The organism is Leifsonia sp. SIMBA_070 (genome assembly GCF_046534635.1).
Taxonomy (GTDB): domain Bacteria; phylum Actinomycetota; class Actinomycetes; order Actinomycetales; family Microbacteriaceae; genus Leifsonia.
This window is the reverse complement of the sequence record NZ_JAWRYK010000001.1, coordinates 702,973-718,289: the sequence shown is the minus strand read 5'-3', so window position 1 is coordinate 718,289 and position 15,317 is coordinate 702,973. Positions and strand designations below refer to the sequence as shown.

Below are 15,317 nucleotides of genomic sequence, written 5' to 3'. Positions count from 1 at the left end.
GATAATCTTGACAACAATGCTGATCTCGAAATATTCCGCCCCAGACTTCGACCCGTACGGCGACAACCGCTCGGATGAGCCGAACACGCTGTGGCCGGCGCCGTTCGCCGACGGCCCCGTCACGGCGACCGTGTCGCTGCCCGGGTCCAAGTCGCTGACCGCCCGGGAGCTGGTGCTCTCGGCGCTGGCCGACGGCCCGTCGCTGCTGCGCGCCCCGCTGCACTCGCGCGACACCGCGAATATGGCCGAGGCGCTGCGGTCGCTGGGCGTCGGCGTGGAGGAGCGGCCGGGGTCCGGAGGTTTCGGGGCCGATCTCCTGATCACCCCCGCCGACGAGCTCCTCGGCAGCACCACCATCGAGTGCGGGCAGGCCGGGACGGTCATGCGGTTCGTGCCGCCGATCGCCGGTCTTGCGCTCGGCCCGACCATGTTCGACGCTGACGACTCCGCACGCGGCCGGCCGATGGGCGCCATCATCGCCGCGCTGCGGGCGCTCGGTGTGGACGTGAACGACGACGGCCGCGGCTCCCTGCCGTTCACCGTGCACGGGACGGGCATCGTCACGGGCGGCGCCGTCGAGGTGGATGCGTCCAGCTCCAGCCAGTTCGTCAGCGCTCTGCTGCTCTCCGCCTCCCGGTTCGAGAACGGTCTCGACCTGACGCACTCCGGCGAGCGGCTTCCCAGCCTCCCCCACATCGAGATGACGATCGCCGCCCTCGCGGAGCGCGGAGTGACGGTGGAGTCGCCGGAGGTCGGGCACTGGATCGTCGCGCCGGGCCCCATCGCCGCCCGCGACGTCGACATCGAACCCGACCTCTCCAACGCTGCGCCGTTCCTGGCCGCCGCGGTGGTCACCGGCGGCACCGTCACGATCACGGGATGGCCCGCGGCGACGACGCAGGTCGGAGCCGACCTGGCCGACCTCCTCCCGCTCTTCGGCGCGACGGTCACCCGGGACGGCGACCGCCTGACCGTGACCGGGCCCGAGCGCCCGAACGCCGTGACGCTCGACCTGACCACCGGCGGTGAGCTCGCTCCGGCGCTCGTCGCGATCGCGGCACTGGCCGACGGACCGAGCGAGATCACCGGCATCGGGCACATCCGTCACCACGAGACCGACCGCCTGGCCGCGCTGGCCGCCGAGATCAACGGTCTAGGCGGTGCGGTGACGGAGCTCGAGGACGGACTGAGGATCGAGCCGCGCCCGCTGCACGGCGGCGTCTGGCGCAGCTACGAAGACCACCGGATGGCGACGGCCGGCGCCATCGTCGGTCTCGCGGTCCCGGGGGTCGAGATCGAGAACGTGGCCACGACGGCGAAGACCCTCCCCCAGTTCACCGAGCTCTGGACCCGTATGCTGCACGACCGTTCGGAACTCGGTGACTGACGGCACGGGGCCCTGGTGGGCGGACGGCGACGAGGACGACGAGCTCGACCTCTACGACGAGTCGACCATCAGGTCCCGCCCGAACCCGAAGGGCAACCGCCCGCGCACCAAGACCCGGCCCGAGCATGCGGACGCGCGCATCGCCCGGGTGCTCGGCGTCGACCGCGGCCGCTACACCGTGCTCCTCGGTGAAGGCACCGACGAGGAGCAGCAGATCACGGCGGCGCGCGCGAGCGAGTTGAGACGCAATCCGATCGTGAACGGAGACAGGGTCGCGGTCGTCGGCGACACGACCGGCGAGGAGGGCACGCTGGCCCGGATCGTCCGGATCGAGCCCCGGACCACCCTCCTCCGCCGCAGCGCGGACGACACCGACGAGGTCGAGCGCGTGATCGTCGCCAACGCCGACCAGATGCTCATCGTGGTCGCCGCCGCGAATCCCGAGCCTCGGACCCGGCTGGTGGACCGCTACCTCGTCGCAGCGTACGACGCGGGGATCGAGCCGATGCTCTGCGTGACCAAGACGGACCTCGCCGACCCGGCGCCGTTCCTCTCCAACTTCGCCGGGCTCGACCTGCCCGTCTTCACCAGCCGGCAGGACAACATCCCGGTGCACGACATCCGTGACGCCCTGATCGGCCACGACACCGTCGTCGTCGGCCACTCCGGGGTCGGCAAGTCGACGCTGGTGAACGCCCTGGTGCCGGGCGCCAAACGCGCGATCGGGCGCGTCAACGAGGTGACGGGTCGCGGCCGCCACACGTCGTCGTCGACCGTGTCGCTGCGGGTGGAGGACGAAGCGGGCCGCCACGGCTGGGTGATCGACACCCCGGGCGTTCGGTCGTTCGGTCTCGGCCATGTGAACACCGACAGCATCCTCAAGGCCTTCACCGACCTCGCAGAGCTCGCCGAGGACTGCCCCCGCGGCTGCACCCACCTGCCCGACGCCCCCGACTGCGCGATCATCGAAGCGGTCCAGGAGGGCCGGCTGGGTGAAGCGGGCCGCGCGCGGCTCGACTCGCTGCAGCGGCTGCTGGAGACGTTCGCGCGCTGACGGCGCTCCCGTTCGCTGCAAGAATGGCCCTATGACGGATGTGCGACTCGAAGCGGGCGAGCAGGCTCCCGCGTTCAGCCTGACGGACCAGGACGGCGACACGGTCTCGCTCGGCGACTTCGCCGGCGACAACGTGATCGTGTACTTCTACCCGGCGGCGATGACGCCCGGGTGCACGACGGAGGCGTGCGACTTCCGCGACAACCTCAACTCGCTGAAGTCGGCCGGCTACCGGGTGATCGGCATCTCGAAGGACGTGCCCGCGACGAACAAGGAGTTCCAGGAGCAGGAGGGCCTCAACTTCCCGCTGCTCTCCGACGAAGACCTCGCGGTGCACAAGGCGTACGGCGCGTACGGCGAGAAGAAGCTGTACGGCAAGACCGTGGAGGGCGTCATCCGCTCCACCTTCGTCGTCGACCCCGACGGCTCGCTCCGGCTCCCGCTCTACAACGTGAAGGCGACCGGTCACGTCGCGTCGCTCCGCAAGAAGCTAGCCATCGACGCCTAGCCGCACCCCTCTCCCCCCTCCCAGCCTTGAGTGGTGAGTCGTTGCTCCTATTCGCGCCGAGTTGCGACATCTACTCACCACTCGGCGGCCGCGGGCTCCGGGGCGGGTCAGGCCGGGAGCCGGGGGACGGACGCGAGGAGTCGCCGCGTGTAGGGGTCCTGCGGCGCCCCGAGTACGTCTCGCGTCGCCCCCTGCTCGACGACGCGGCCGCCCTGCAGCACCACGGTCTCGGCGCAGAGTGCCGCGACCACACCCAGGTCGTGGGACACCATGACGACGGTCATGCCCTCCGCTGCCGCGAGCTCGCCCAGGAGGTCGATGATCTGGATGCGCGTGGTCACGTCGAGGGCGCTGACGGGCTCGTCCGCCAACAGCACGCGCGGGCGTGACACGATGGCACGCGCGATCGCGATGCGCTGCCGCTGTCCGCCGGAGAACTCGTGCGGGTACCGGCCTGCGGCGTCCGCGGGCAGGGCCACCGCCTCCAGGGCACGGGCGACGCGGTCGCGGGCATCGGCGCCGGAGGCCACGCGGAGGGAGGCGAGCGGCTCCCCCACGATGCGCCCGACGCTCTGCCGCGGGTCGAGCGACGAGTACGGGTCCTGGAAGACCGGCTGAACGCTGCGGCGGAACCGGCGGACCTGTTCCCGATCACGCGCATCCAGGGGCTTGCTGTCGAACAGGACGGCGCCGCTGGTCGGACGGGACAGGCCGAGGAGGAGCGACAGGGCCGTCGTCTTGCCTGCGCCGGACTCGCCTACGAGGCCGACACTGCGTCCGCTCTCGATCGAGAAGGACACTCCGTGGAGCGCCGGCGCCTGGGCACGTCGGTAGCGGAAGCCGGCGTCCCGCAGTTCCAGAATGGCGGTCATCGCACCTCCAGTGCGGAATCCAGCTCGCGGGCGCTCCGGACGAGCTCCGCCGTGTACGGATCCCTGGGCGTCCGGAGGAGCTGCTCGATCGTGCCCCGCTCGACCACCCGGCCGCCGCGCAGCACCAGGGCGCGCTCGGCCATTCGCGACACCACGGCGAGGTCGTGGCTCACGAACAGGAGCGACATCCCGCGCTCACCCACCAGCCGCTCCAAGAGCGACAGGACGTCGGCCTGCACGGTGACGTCGAGCGCAGTGGTCGGCTCGTCGGCGATCAGCAGACGCGGGCGGCAGGCCAGGGCCGCGGCGATCGCGACACGCTGGCGCTGGCCGCCCGAGATCTCCCATGAGTAGGCGCGCGCGATGCGCTCGGGCTCCGGGAGGCCGACCTCGGCGAGCGCGTCGAGCACCGCCCGCTGAAGCGCGTCGCCGCGCAGCCCCAGATGCCGCCGCAGCGGTTCTGCGACCTGTCGGCCGAGCCGCATCAACGGATCGAGCGCGGTCATCGGCTCCTGGAACACCGTCGACGCGACGCGACCGCGCAGCGGGACCAGGTCGCGCTCGCGTGCCCCGATCACTTGGACTCCGTCGAGGAGGACGCTGCCTGCGGCGGTCAGGCCGTCCGGAAGCAGCCCGGTCAGGGCGAACGACGTCAGCGACTTGCCCGACCCGGACTCGCCGATGAGGCTCAGGCGCTCGCCCGCGGCGATCCGGAACGAGACGTCCTGCACGAGCGACGCGCCGTCGCGGGTTGCGATGGACAGGCCCTCAACGTCGATGACGACGGCCTCGTCCGGTTCGGCGGGCGGGCCCGGGTGCGTCGACGGGCTCATCGCGACCTCCTCCTCGTCGGGTCGGCGACATCGCGCAGCCCGTCGGCGACCAGGTTCACGCCGATCACGAGCACTACGAGCGCAACACCGGGAGCGATGGCCCCCGCCGGCGCCGTGGAGACGGTGCCCTGAGCCTCCTGCAGCAGCCGTCCCCAGGACGCGTTCGGGGGCGGGGCGCCGAGGCCGAGGTACGACAGGCTCGCCTCCGCGAGCACCGCGACGCCGAACTGCAGGGCCAGGTTCACGCTGAGGGTCGGCCAGATGTTCGGAAGGATGTGGCGCAGGATGATCCCCGGCCACGTGGTCCCCGACGTGCGCGCCGCGGTCACATACTGCTGCGCGAGCACACGCTTGGCGAGCACGCGGGTCAGCCGGGCGACGACGGCGGACATGGCGAGACCGATCGCGACGATCGCCGTGCCCAGCGAGGCTCCCTGCGCCGCCACGATGAGCATGGCCAGCAGCAGCGTCGGGAAGGCGATCAGGATGTCGAGCACGGCCGAGAGGGTGTCGTCGAGCCACTTCGTGGCGAAGGCGGCCAGAAGGCCGAGAGTGATGCCGACGACCGCGCCGATCGCCACCGATCCGAGGCCCACGGCCAGGGCGATCCGCGCCCCAATCATCAGCTGGGTGAGCAGGTCGCGGCCGAAGCGGTCCGTTCCGAGCCAGTGCGCGGCGCTCGGCTGCTCCAGCCGGGTGCCGGAGGTGTCGGACTGCGCGTAGGGCAGCCAGAAGAACGAGACGACCGCCACGACGACCACCAGGCCGACGAGGGTGAGCCCGATCCCCAGCGTGACGGACCGGCGCGCGCGCCTCCGCGTCTGCTCCCCCGGCTCCGGCGCCGCCGCTTCGACGGCCTGCTCGACGATCGCGCTCATGCGTTGCCCGAGATGCTGCGGCGAAGGCGCGGGTCGACGAGCCGCTGGGCGATGTCGGCGAGGAAGCCGACGATCAGGACCAGCAGCGTCGAGACGAACAGGATGCCCTGGATGTTCGGGTAGTCGTGCTGCTCGATCGCCTTCAGGAGCATGCTCCCGAGGCCCGGCAGAGTGAAGACGCTCTCGACGACGACCGCGCCGAGGAAGGTCGTGGCGAGCTCGATGCCGAGAACGGAGATCACCGGAACGGCGCCGTTGCGCACGCCGTGCCTCCACATCGAACGGGTGAACCCGGAACCGAGCGCCCGGGCGTTCCGCAGGTAGTCGCTGCCGATCACGTCGAGCGTCGCACTGCGCACATACCGCGAGATGGAGGCGCTCATGACGATCGCGATCGTCACCACCGGCAGCGCGAGCGAGGTGAGCGCCGCCGACGGATCCTCCCAGTCGTCGCGCGGGAAGCCGCCGGACGGGAACCAGCCCAGCGTGATTGCGAAAACATCGACGAGGAGGATGCCGACCCAGAAGACCGGCACGGCGATCCCGAGCTGCGAGAACGCGGACAGGACGACGCCGTACCAGCGGTCGGCTTTCCAGGCCGCGATGAAACCGATAGGGAGGGCGAGGACGAGCGCGAGACCGAAGGAGAGCAGCGTCAAAGGCACCGTCACGGAGAGCCGCGCCGCGATCTCCGGGCCGACCGGCAGGGAGCTGATGAACGACTCCCCCAGGTTCAGCGTCAGCAGGCTCCCGAACCAGCCGAAGAACTGCTGCAGCAGCGGCTGATCGCTGCCCACCTGGCGCTGCGCCGCCGCGATCTGCTCCTTGGTGGCGCCGACCGACAGCAGCGCGTTGGACGGGTCGCCCGGGAGCACCCGGAGCAGGAAGAACAGCACCACCATGGCGAGCAGCAGCGACACCACGAGGAACGCGGTGCGACGCAAGAGGTAGGAAGCCATGGTCATCCCAGGTTAAATGCTCGGGGAGCCGGCCGGCTCCCCGAGCATCGAGGTGTGCAGTACTGCGAGGGGTGTGGAGGATTCCCTACTTCTTGACGATGTCGTACGCGTAGAACTGCGAGTTCAGCCCGTTCACCGGGTAGCCGGTGACGCTGCTGTCCGCGACGACGATCTGCGGGTACAGGTACAGCCACGCGCTGGCCGCATCTTTCGCGATCTGCTCGTTGACCAGCTTCAGCTTGGCGGTCTGCTCGGCGGTCGTGCTGGACTGCTCCGCCTCGTTCACCCACGTCGTGACCTGCGGGTTGTCGTAGCCCCAGTAGAAGTCCGGGTTGCCGTACCAGACCACGTCGCGGTCGTTGACGTGCTCCTGCAGCGTCGCGGTGAAGTCGTGGTTCTTGAACACTTTGGTGTACCACTCGTCGGCCGAGATGGAGTTGATGTTCACCGTCACGCCGACCTTGGCGAGCTCGCTCTTCAGGAACTCGGCGACGGCCGGGTGCGGGTCGTACGTCGGGGTGTCCAGGGTGAAGCTGAAGCCGTTCGCGAATCCGGCCTCGGCCAGCTCCTTCTTGGCCAGGTTGACGTCGTACGGGTTGACCTTGGTGAGGTCCTCGTACCAAGGGTCGCTCGGCGGGACCATCGACCCGATCAGTGTGCCGTAGTCGCCCCAGATCGAGTTGAGGAGCTTCTTGGTGTCTATGGCGGAGTAGACCGCCTTGCGCACCTCGACGTTGTTGAACGGCGCGACCTTGTCGTTGAAGGCCAGGAGCTCTTTGGTCGTCGACTTGCCGTCGGAGATCGTGTAGTCCTTGTTGCCCTTGAACGTGCTCAGCGCGTCCGGGCTCTGGATGCTGGTGACGATGTCGACCTGCTTCGTCTGAAGGGCGTTCGAGAGCGCCGAGGCGTCCGTGAAGTAGTCGAACTCGACCTCTTTGTTCTTCGCCTGGTCGCCCCAGTAGCCGCTCCAGCGCTCGAGACTGAGCGAGCTGCCGCGCTTCCACGTACCCAGCTTGTAGGGGCCGGTGCCGTCTTCGGCGGTCTTGTAGTTCGACGTTCCCGGGCCGTAGATCCAGACGTAGCTCAAGTTGTACGGGAGCGAGATCGAGCGCGACGACAGCGTGATGGTGACGGTCTTGTCATCCGGAGTCTCGATGTTCTTGATGACCGCGAGCTGCGACTTTCGGGCGGACTGGGAGTCGTCGGCCGTCACCCGCTCGATGCTGCGCTTCACGTCGGCACTGGTCAGGGCCTTGCCGGAGTGGAACTTCACGCCGTCGCGGAGTGTGAAGGTGTAGGTCAGGCCGTCGGCGCTGGTGGTGTACTTCGTCGCGAGCAGCGGCTGGACCTTGCCGTCGTCGGTGAGCTTGAACAAGCCCTCGTAGACGTTGCCGTTCAGCGCCTCGGTGACGCCCTGGCCGCCACCGGCCGTGTTGTCGAGGTTGACCGGCTCGTAGAGCGAGCCGATGGCGATGGTCGCGTCGCTGCCGCCGGCCGACGAGGACGATGCGCCCGCGCACCCGGCGAGGGCCAGGGCCGAAGCCAGGCCGACGGCGAGCGTCGCGAACAGGGAAGACTTTCTCACGGGTTCTCCAGTGCTGTGCTGTGTGCTGTGGGGGGAAGGGAAAACGTCGGTGCTGCGGTCAGTGCTGCGAGCCGTCGCGGAGGACGACGCGCTTCTCGCCCGCGGTGACCGGCACGGCGAAGCGGTTGTTACGCGGCGGCAGCGGACAGTTGTACTGGTCCGAGAAGCCGCACGGCGGCACGAAGGCGCGGTTGAAGTCGAGGACGACACGGTCGCCGTCCCGCTCCACGAACAGGAACCGGCCGGAGGCGTACGTGCCGTCCTCGCCATCCGCCCCGTTGGTCGGGTCGCCGAAGACGAGCAGCAGCGTGCCGTCGTCGTCGAAGGCGCTCAGCGTGTACGCCACGCCCTCGCGCTCGAAGGCGATATCGCCGGGCACGACCAGCTCACGGGTGAGCCCGTTGTCGCGGATGTGCTCGAAGGGGATGGTGCGGTCGTCGGAGACCGGCGTGAACGTCGCCTCGATCACCCAGCTGGGGTCGAACGGGAAGACCTCGATGGTCTCGAACGCGCGGATCGCGGGCGACTGCGCGTCCCAGAGCCGGATGCCGCGCTCGAGCTCCCCGGTCTCCAGGCTTCGGCGCGAGAGGCCGGTGGCGGTGACCGTCTCCGGCCGGCCGGCCAGGGCCTCCTCCGGGGTGGTCGAGTCGTCCGCGGCGAGCCAGCGCGTCTCGATGAGCGCCAGGTTGCCGGTCGGCGCGGCCACGGCCCGCAGGCGGTCGGCATGCCAGGCATCCCAGCTGTCGCGGGCGCGGTCGATGGTCGACGGGGAAGCGGAGGGCTGTACAGAGAGATCGGTCACGATATCGGACATAACAGACCGAGTGTGCAGCTTGTTCCCGTCAGCTCCTATTCGTGTTGCTCCGTGTTGCGGGCGGTGGCGCGCACGACCGATGGCGTGAGCGCCAGCACAGCGGCCACCACGGCCGGGATCAGGAGCGCCCAGCCGAGGTCCGGCCGCGCGTAGAGGCCCTGGAAGCATCCGACCGCGACCGCCACCTGCAGGATCTGGATGGTCACGGCCGAGGCGCGCGCCCAGCTCCGACGGCGCAGCAGCCCCACCGTCGTCGCGATCACCCAGGCGGCAGCGAGGAAGGCGAGCACCGTGATCGCGACGGCCGACGGGTAGGACACCGGACGGACGGTGAGGAGGTCGATCAGCAGCCAGACCGCCAGGGCCAGCACCAGGAGAGCTTCGAGCGCCAGGAGGACCGTCAGCGCCACCAGGAAGGCGGGACGCGATGTGGCGGCAGCAGGAGCGACGCCGGAGACGTTCCGGGGGTCGGCGGCGTTCTGGGGGTCGGGCACTATAGCATCCTGACGTTTCCGGCTGGTGTTCTCAGCGTTATCCCATACAAAACTATTGATTCGGGATAACCGCTATGGGAGCATATTCAACGGTCGAGTTAACGCTCACAGGGTCGTGGGCAGGTCTGATTCCCCACGGATCTAAGCACCCTGCAACCCGGCTGCTTATCTGCATTCTATGGCCACCTCCGGTCAGGAACCCCAGTAAACAAGGAGCACATCTTCATGGATTGGCGCGACAAAGCCGCCTGCCTCACCGCGGACCCCGAGCTGTTCTTCCCGGTGGGCAACACCGGACCCGCGGTCGACCAGATCGACAAGGCGAAGGCGGTCTGCGCGCGCTGCACCGTGACCGAGATCTGCCTGCAGTACGCCCTCGAGACCGGTCAGGACTCGGGCGTCTGGGGCGGTCTCTCCGAAGACGAGCGTCGCGCGCTCAAGCGCCGCGCCGCTCGTGCACGCCGCGCCTCCTGAGGCCGGCCCGCTCCCCCGCGTACCACGGCTTGTCGGCGCGGCTCTCAGCCGCGCGACGGACACCGCCGAGGCGGCGCTCACACACCTAGCACCGAGCGCCTCCTCGGCTTTTTCGTGCCCGCGTTCTTCGCGCCCGCATCCTTCGTGCCCGCGTCGTATCGCCGCTCAGGCGCGGCGCAGCCTCAGATCTTGGTGAGGTAGTGGAGCGGCACTTCGATGGTCACCTCGGTGCCCTGGCCCATCATCGTGTGCCAGTCGATCGCGCCACCGAGCTCGCCCTGGATCAGGGTGCGGACGATCTGCGTCCCCAGGCCGCTGCCGACCTTGCCCTCGGGGAGGCCGGAGCCGTTGTCGACGACCTTGACCGTCAGCGACTCCTCCGAACGGTGGGCGACGATCTCGACCTGGCCCTCGCGGCCGGCGAGGCCGTGCTCCACCGCGTTCGTCACCAGCTCGGTGAGAGCGAGCGCCAGCGGGGTCGCGTACTCGGACGGCAGCGAGCCGAAGCGGCCCGTCTTCTTCGGGTGCACGGTCGTCGTGTGGCTCGCGGCGACCTCGGCCACGAGGAGCAGCACGCGGTCGAACACGTCGTCGAAGTCGACGATCTGGGCCAGCCCGGTCGACAGCGTGTCATGGACGACCGCGATGGCCGCAACGCGTCGCATGGCCTGGCTGAGCGCCTCCCGAGCCTCCTCCGAGTGCGTGCGGCGGGCCTGGATGCGCAGCAGCGATGCGACGGTCTGGAGGTTGTTCTTGACGCGGTGGTGGATCTCGCGGATCGTCGCGTCCTTGGTGATCAGCTCCCGCTCCTGGTGGCGCTGCTCGGATACGTCGCGGCACAGCACGATCGCGCCGACCCGCTCGCCACGGTTACGGATCGGGATGGCACGGAGCGACACGGTGACGCCGCGCGCCTCGATGTCGGTGCGCCACGGTGCGCGGCCGGTCACGACGAGCGGCAGCGACTCGTCGACGGTGATCGTGCCGGCGAGCAGGCCCGTGGTCACGGTGGCGAGGGACTCCCCCTCGAGCTCCCCGGTGAAGCCCATCCGGTTGAAGGCACTGAGGGCGTTGGGGCTGGCGAAGGTGGTCGTGCCGTCGACGTCGAGGCGGATCAGTCCGTCGGCCGCACGCGGAGCGCCGCGGCGGGGAGCCGCAGGAGCGCCGAGGTCGGGGAAGTCGCCCGTGGCGATCATGTTGAACAGGTCGTTCGCGCACTCGTTGAAGGTCAGCTCCTGGCGGCTCGGGGTGCGCGCTTCGCTCAGGTTGGTGTGGCGGGTGATCACGGCGACCGGCTCTTCGGCCGTGTCGGGCGAGTGGACGGAGAGCCGGCGGATGACGGGGACGGCCCGGACACGCGTCGGGGTCTCCTCGTACCAGTCTGGCGCCGAGGTGTCGATGATCTGCTTCGACCGGAAGGCGTCGATCACCTGCTGCCGCCACTCCGGCTTGATCCGCTGCCCGACGAAGTCACGGTAGAACAGCGTGGCCGCGGACGATGGCCGCGCGTGCGCGACGGCGACGAAGTCGTCGTCCGTCGTCGGCACCCAGAGCACGATGTCGGCGAAGGCGAGGTCGGCAAGGAGCTGCCAGTCGCCGACGAGTCCGTGCAGCCACTCGACGTCCTCCTCGGAGGAGCGGCCGTGGGCATGGACGAGATCACTGAGCGTCGACACCACCCCATCCTAAACGGCCGACCTGTCGCGATGACGGGAGTTATCCACAGGGCGCATATGCCCTGGCCCGACGCGTGACCCCCTGCTTAAGTGAGCATCGTACATATCACAGGTCTATTTCATCACGGACCACCGACACACTTCACCAGGGAGTTCCATGCACCACTCGGCCCTCGCCCCCGCGATCGAACCGACCGGCCGGCCGAACCCGATGACCCGCCCTATGCCGCGAACCGCGCCGCCCGAGGCCGAGAGCCTGCCGACTGCGGCCAGCAGCATCGCACGCACCGTGCCGGCCGACACCGACAGCGTCGCACGCACCGTGCCGGCCGACACCGACAGCGTCGCACGCACCGTGCCGGCCGTGGCCGACAGCGTCGCCGTCATCGCGGAGACCGCCAACCCGGACCCGGCGACGCTCTGCGCCAACCTCGCCCGCTGCGCCGTGGAGATCCTCTCCGGCGCCCGCCCGCTCGACCAGATCGGACGCTGGGTGAGCGATTCCGTATACGTGCACCTGCTGCGCCGAACGATGCTGGCCGCCCGTCTGCGGGCCGTCTCGCCAGGAGACACCCTCCGACCGCGGATGCGGATCGGCGACCCTCACCTCACCGCCCCGTCGGAAGGCGTCGTGGAGGCGGTGGTGCTGGTGCACCAGCCGGCGCGGTCGCGTGCCGTGGCGATCCGCTTGGAGCGCCACCGGGAGCGCTGGCGGGCGAGCGCGATCAACGTGCTCTGACGGACGGCGCGGATGGGCGTCGGTCGACTGGTGAGTAGATGCTCCAATTCTCGACGAGTTGCGACATGTGCTCACCACTCGGCGGATGACCGACAGGCGGAACGGCGGCCCCGATAGGGACCGCCGTTCCGGGTTGCCGGGTGAGGCCGGCGCTAGCGCTTCTTGGCCTGGGCCCGGCGTTCGGCGCGGTTCACGGGCGCCTGGTCGTCGGAGGCGTCGACGCGCTGACCGAACGCACCGCGCTGCGTGGCGCCCTGTGCAGGCGCGGGCGCCGGGGCGGCGTCCTGCTGCTGGGCGCGCTGGGCACGGGCTGTGGCTGCCTTCTCGAGCTGTCCGCGCTGGTCGCGCACCTCGACGCCGCCCTGCTCGGCCGGGGCCGAGTAGCTGAGCGCCGTGGCGCCCTCGCCGCGGGCCAGGCCCTTGGCGGCAACGGCCGGGGACTCGACCTCGCCGGGCGCCTGGTTGACCTCGACCTCGAGGTTGAACAGGAAGCCGATGGTCTCCTCGCGGATGGCGCCCATCATCTGCTGGAACATCGCGAAGCCCTCGCGCTGGTACTCGACCAGCGGGTCGCGCTGCGCCATGGCGCGCAGGCCGATGCCGTCCTTCAGGTAGTCCATCTCGTAGAGGTGGTCGCGCCAGCGGCGGTCGATCACCGAGAGCACCACGCGGCGCTCGAGTTCGCGCATCGCCGGCGCTCCGAGGGACTCCTCGCGGCGCTGGTAGGCGATGCGGGCGTCGGAGAGGATCTCGCGCCGCATGAACTCGCGGTTGATCTTGCCCTTGTTCCCCGCCTCGGCGATGACCTCGTCGATGCTGACGCCGATCGGGTAGAGCGTCTTGAGCTCTGCCCACAGCGCGTCGAAGTCCCAGTCGTCTCCGCTTCCCTCGCCGGTGTGCTGGTCGAGGATGTCGTCGATCACGTCGGTGAGGAACTGCTGCACGCGCTCGTGCAGGTCGTCGCCCTCCAGGATGTGCCGACGGTCGCTGTAGATGGCCTCGCGCTGGCGGTTGAGGACGTCGTCGTACTTGAGCACGTTCTTGCGGATCTCGGCGTTGCGGGCCTCGACCTGCGACTGGGCGCTGCGGATGGCGCGGCTGACGACCTTGGACTCGATGGCCATGTCGTCCGGCACGCTGCTGCGCCCCATCAGGCTCTCGGCCGCACCGGAGTTGAACAGGCGCATCAGGTCGTCGGTCAGCGACAGGTAGAAGCGGCTCTCGCCCGGGTCGCCCTGACGGCCGGAACGCCCGCGCAGCTGGTTGTCGATTCGCCGCGACTCGTGGCGCTCGGTGCCGAGCACGTAGAGCCCGCCGGCGGCGACGACCTTCTCGGCCTCTTCTGCGACCTGCGCCTTGACGTTCTCGAAGACCTCTTCCCAGGCCTCCTCGTACTCGTCGGGCGTCTCGACCGGGGAGAGACCGCGGGCGTTCATCTCGGCGACGGCGATGAACTCCGAGTTGCCGCCGAGCATGATGTCCGTACCGCGACCCGCCATGTTCGTGGCGACGGTGACCGCGCCGAGGCGACCGGCCTGTGCGACGATCGCCGCTTCACGGGCGTGGTTCTTCGCGTTGAGGACCTCATGCCGCACACCCTTCTTGGCGAGCAGCCGCGAGAGGTACTCGCTCTTCTCGACGGAGGTCGTGCCGACCAGGACCGGCTGGCCCTTCTCGTGGCGCTTCACGATGTCTTCGACGACCTGGTCGAACTTCGACTTCTCGTTCTTGTAGACGAGGTCCGGCTGGTCGATGCGCTGCATCGGCTTGTTGGTCGGGATCGGGACGACGCCGAGCTTGTAGGTGCTCATGAACTCGGCGGCCTCGGTCTCGGCCGTACCCGTCATACCGGAGAGCTTCTTGTAGAGGCGGAAGTAGTTCTGCAGCGTGACAGTCGCCAGGGTCTGGTTCTCGGCCTTGACCTCCACGCCCTCCTTCGCCTCGATCGCCTGGTGGATGCCCTCGTTGTAGCGGCGTCCGACCAGGATGCGGCCGGTGTGCTCGTCGACGATGAGCACTTCGCCGTTCATCACGACGTAGTCCTTGTCGCGCTTGAACAGCGCGTTCGCCTTGATCGCGTTGTTGAGGAACGAGATCAGCGGCGTGTTGGCCGACTCGTAGAGGTTGTCGATGCCGAGGTAGTCCTCGACCTTCTCGATGCCGGGCTCGAGCACGCCGACCGTGCGCTTCTTCTCGTCGACCTCGTAGTCGACGTCCGGGGTCAGGCGCTTCGCCAGGCTGGCGAACTCGTTGAACCACCGGTTGGCTTCGCCGGACGACGGGCCGGAGATGATGAGGGGGGTTCGCGCCTCGTCGATGAGGATCGAGTCGACCTCGTCGACGATGGCGAAGTAGTGGCCGCGCTGGACCATGTCGCTCGCCTGCCAGGCCATGTTGTCGCGCAGGTAGTCGAAGCCGAACTCGTTGTTCGTGCCGTAGGTGATGTCGGCCGCGTACATCTCGCGGCGCTCCTCCGGCGTCTGCCCGGCGAGGATGACACCGGTCGTCATGCCGAGGGCACGGAAGACGCGTCCCATCAGCTCGGACTGATAGCTCGCCAGATAGTCGTTGACCGTGATGACGTGCACGCCGCGGCTGGCGATCGCGTTGAGGTAGGCCGCCGTCGTCGCGACGAGCGTCTTGCCCTCACCGGTCTTCATCTCGGCGATGTTGCCGAGGTGAAGGGCCGCGCCGCCCATGAGCTGCACGTCGAAGTGCCGCATGCCCAGCGTCCGCTTCGCGGCCTCCCGGACCGCGGCGAACGCCTCCGGGAGCAGGTCGTCGAGCGACTCGCCGTTGCCGTACCGCTCGCGCAGCTCGACGGTCTCGCGCGCGAGCTCCTCGTCGGTGAGTTCGCTGAAGTCGTCTTCGAGGGCGTTGACCGCCCGCGCGTACGCCTCCAGCCGACGGAGGGTGCGGCCCTCGCCAACACGGAGGACCTTTTCAAGAACTGAGGCCACTGATGCACTCCACTTACGCTCGGTCGGGCCGATGGCCCGGCGCCTCGACGGACGCACGCCGGACGGCAGACTCCGCCGACGCTA

At 69.3% G+C, this 15,317-nt stretch carries 14 protein-coding genes; 5 read left to right on the top strand and 9 right to left on the bottom strand.

Features of this window, described 5'->3' with window-relative positions; translation table 11 throughout:
• Window positions 1–16: 16 nt before the first annotated feature.
• The 3 genes from aroA to bcp are packed head-to-tail and all read left to right on the top strand — an operon-like array spanning window position 17 to window position 2,949.
• Window positions 17–1,387 carry a 3-phosphoshikimate 1-carboxyvinyltransferase gene (gene aroA, locus SB754_RS03195; RefSeq protein ID WP_410783247.1) on the top strand — a complete coding sequence of 457 codons (1,371 nt, stop codon included), beginning with the start codon at window positions 17–19 and terminating at the stop codon, window positions 1,385–1,387.
• Entirely contained in the window at window positions 1,380–2,441 is a 1,062-nt protein-coding gene (gene rsgA / locus SB754_RS03190) for a ribosome small subunit-dependent GTPase A (protein WP_410780908.1), read from the top strand. Before aroA ends, rsgA begins: the two co-directional genes overlap by 8 nt.
• A gap of 31 nt (window positions 2,442–2,472) precedes the next feature.
• A complete protein-coding gene (gene bcp, locus SB754_RS03185; RefSeq protein ID WP_410780907.1) occupies window positions 2,473–2,949 on the top strand; it encodes a thioredoxin-dependent thiol peroxidase in 477 nt (158 codons plus the stop codon).
• A 107-nt stretch (window positions 2,950–3,056) separates the two neighbouring features.
• Here the strand turns inward: bcp and SB754_RS03180 are convergent, their stop codons facing one another.
• The 7 genes from SB754_RS03180 to SB754_RS03150 all read right to left on the bottom strand — a co-directional run bounded on the left by SB754_RS03180 (window position 3,057) and on the right by SB754_RS03150 (window position 9,384).
• Window positions 3,057–3,821 (bottom strand): ABC transporter ATP-binding protein, encoded by a 765-nt coding sequence (locus SB754_RS03180; protein WP_410780906.1) that lies wholly within the window; start codon window positions 3,819–3,821, stop codon window positions 3,057–3,059.
• On the bottom strand, window positions 3,818–4,654 hold the full coding sequence (locus SB754_RS03175) for an ATP-binding cassette domain-containing protein (protein WP_410780905.1): 837 nt from the start codon (window positions 4,652–4,654) through the stop codon (window positions 3,818–3,820). The genes SB754_RS03180 and SB754_RS03175 overlap by 4 nt, the downstream gene beginning before the upstream one ends.
• Window positions 4,651–5,532: an ABC transporter permease gene (locus SB754_RS03170; RefSeq protein WP_410780904.1), complete on the bottom strand. Its 882-nt coding sequence runs from the start codon at window positions 5,530–5,532 to the stop codon at window positions 4,651–4,653. The genes SB754_RS03175 and SB754_RS03170 overlap by 4 nt, the downstream gene beginning before the upstream one ends.
• Window positions 5,529–6,491, bottom strand: coding sequence for an ABC transporter permease (locus tag SB754_RS03165; protein WP_410780903.1), 963 nt, complete (start codon window positions 6,489–6,491; stop codon window positions 5,529–5,531). The genes SB754_RS03170 and SB754_RS03165 overlap by 4 nt, the downstream gene beginning before the upstream one ends.
• Before the next feature lie 85 nt (window positions 6,492–6,576).
• Window positions 6,577–8,076, bottom strand: a complete 1,500-nt coding sequence (locus SB754_RS03160; RefSeq protein WP_410780902.1) for an ABC transporter substrate-binding protein — start codon at window positions 8,074–8,076, stop codon at window positions 6,577–6,579.
• A gap of 58 nt (window positions 8,077–8,134) precedes the next feature.
• Window positions 8,135–8,890 (bottom strand): DUF1684 domain-containing protein, encoded by a 756-nt coding sequence (locus SB754_RS03155; protein WP_410780901.1) that lies wholly within the window; start codon window positions 8,888–8,890, stop codon window positions 8,135–8,137.
• Window positions 8,891–8,925: 35 nt separating this feature from the next.
• Window positions 8,926–9,384 carry a hypothetical protein gene (locus SB754_RS03150; protein ID WP_410780900.1) on the bottom strand — a complete coding sequence of 153 codons (459 nt, stop codon included), beginning with the start codon at window positions 9,382–9,384 and terminating at the stop codon, window positions 8,926–8,928.
• Between the two features lie 225 nt (window positions 9,385–9,609).
• On the opposite strand from SB754_RS03150, the gene SB754_RS03145 reads away from it, so the two are divergent.
• Window positions 9,610–9,858, top strand: a complete 249-nt coding sequence (locus SB754_RS03145; RefSeq protein WP_018190103.1) for a WhiB family transcriptional regulator — start codon at window positions 9,610–9,612, stop codon at window positions 9,856–9,858.
• A 182-nt stretch (window positions 9,859–10,040) separates the two neighbouring features.
• Here the strand turns inward: SB754_RS03145 and SB754_RS03140 are convergent, their stop codons facing one another.
• Window positions 10,041–11,534, bottom strand: a complete 1,494-nt coding sequence (locus SB754_RS03140) for a sensor histidine kinase (RefSeq protein WP_410780899.1) — start codon at window positions 11,532–11,534, stop codon at window positions 10,041–10,043.
• A gap of 157 nt (window positions 11,535–11,691) precedes the next feature.
• Between SB754_RS03140 and SB754_RS03135 the strand changes: the two genes are divergently transcribed.
• The gene (locus SB754_RS03135; RefSeq protein ID WP_410780898.1) at window positions 11,692–12,273 is read left to right on the top strand and encodes an Rv3235 family protein; all 582 of its coding nucleotides are present in this window, start codon (window positions 11,692–11,694) and stop codon (window positions 12,271–12,273) included.
• A 152-nt stretch (window positions 12,274–12,425) separates the two neighbouring features.
• Here the strand turns inward: SB754_RS03135 and secA are convergent, their stop codons facing one another.
• Window positions 12,426–15,233 carry a preprotein translocase subunit SecA gene (gene secA, locus SB754_RS03130; RefSeq protein WP_410780897.1) on the bottom strand — a complete coding sequence of 936 codons (2,808 nt, stop codon included), beginning with the start codon at window positions 15,231–15,233 and terminating at the stop codon, window positions 12,426–12,428.
• Window positions 15,234–15,317 lie beyond the last annotated feature (84 nt).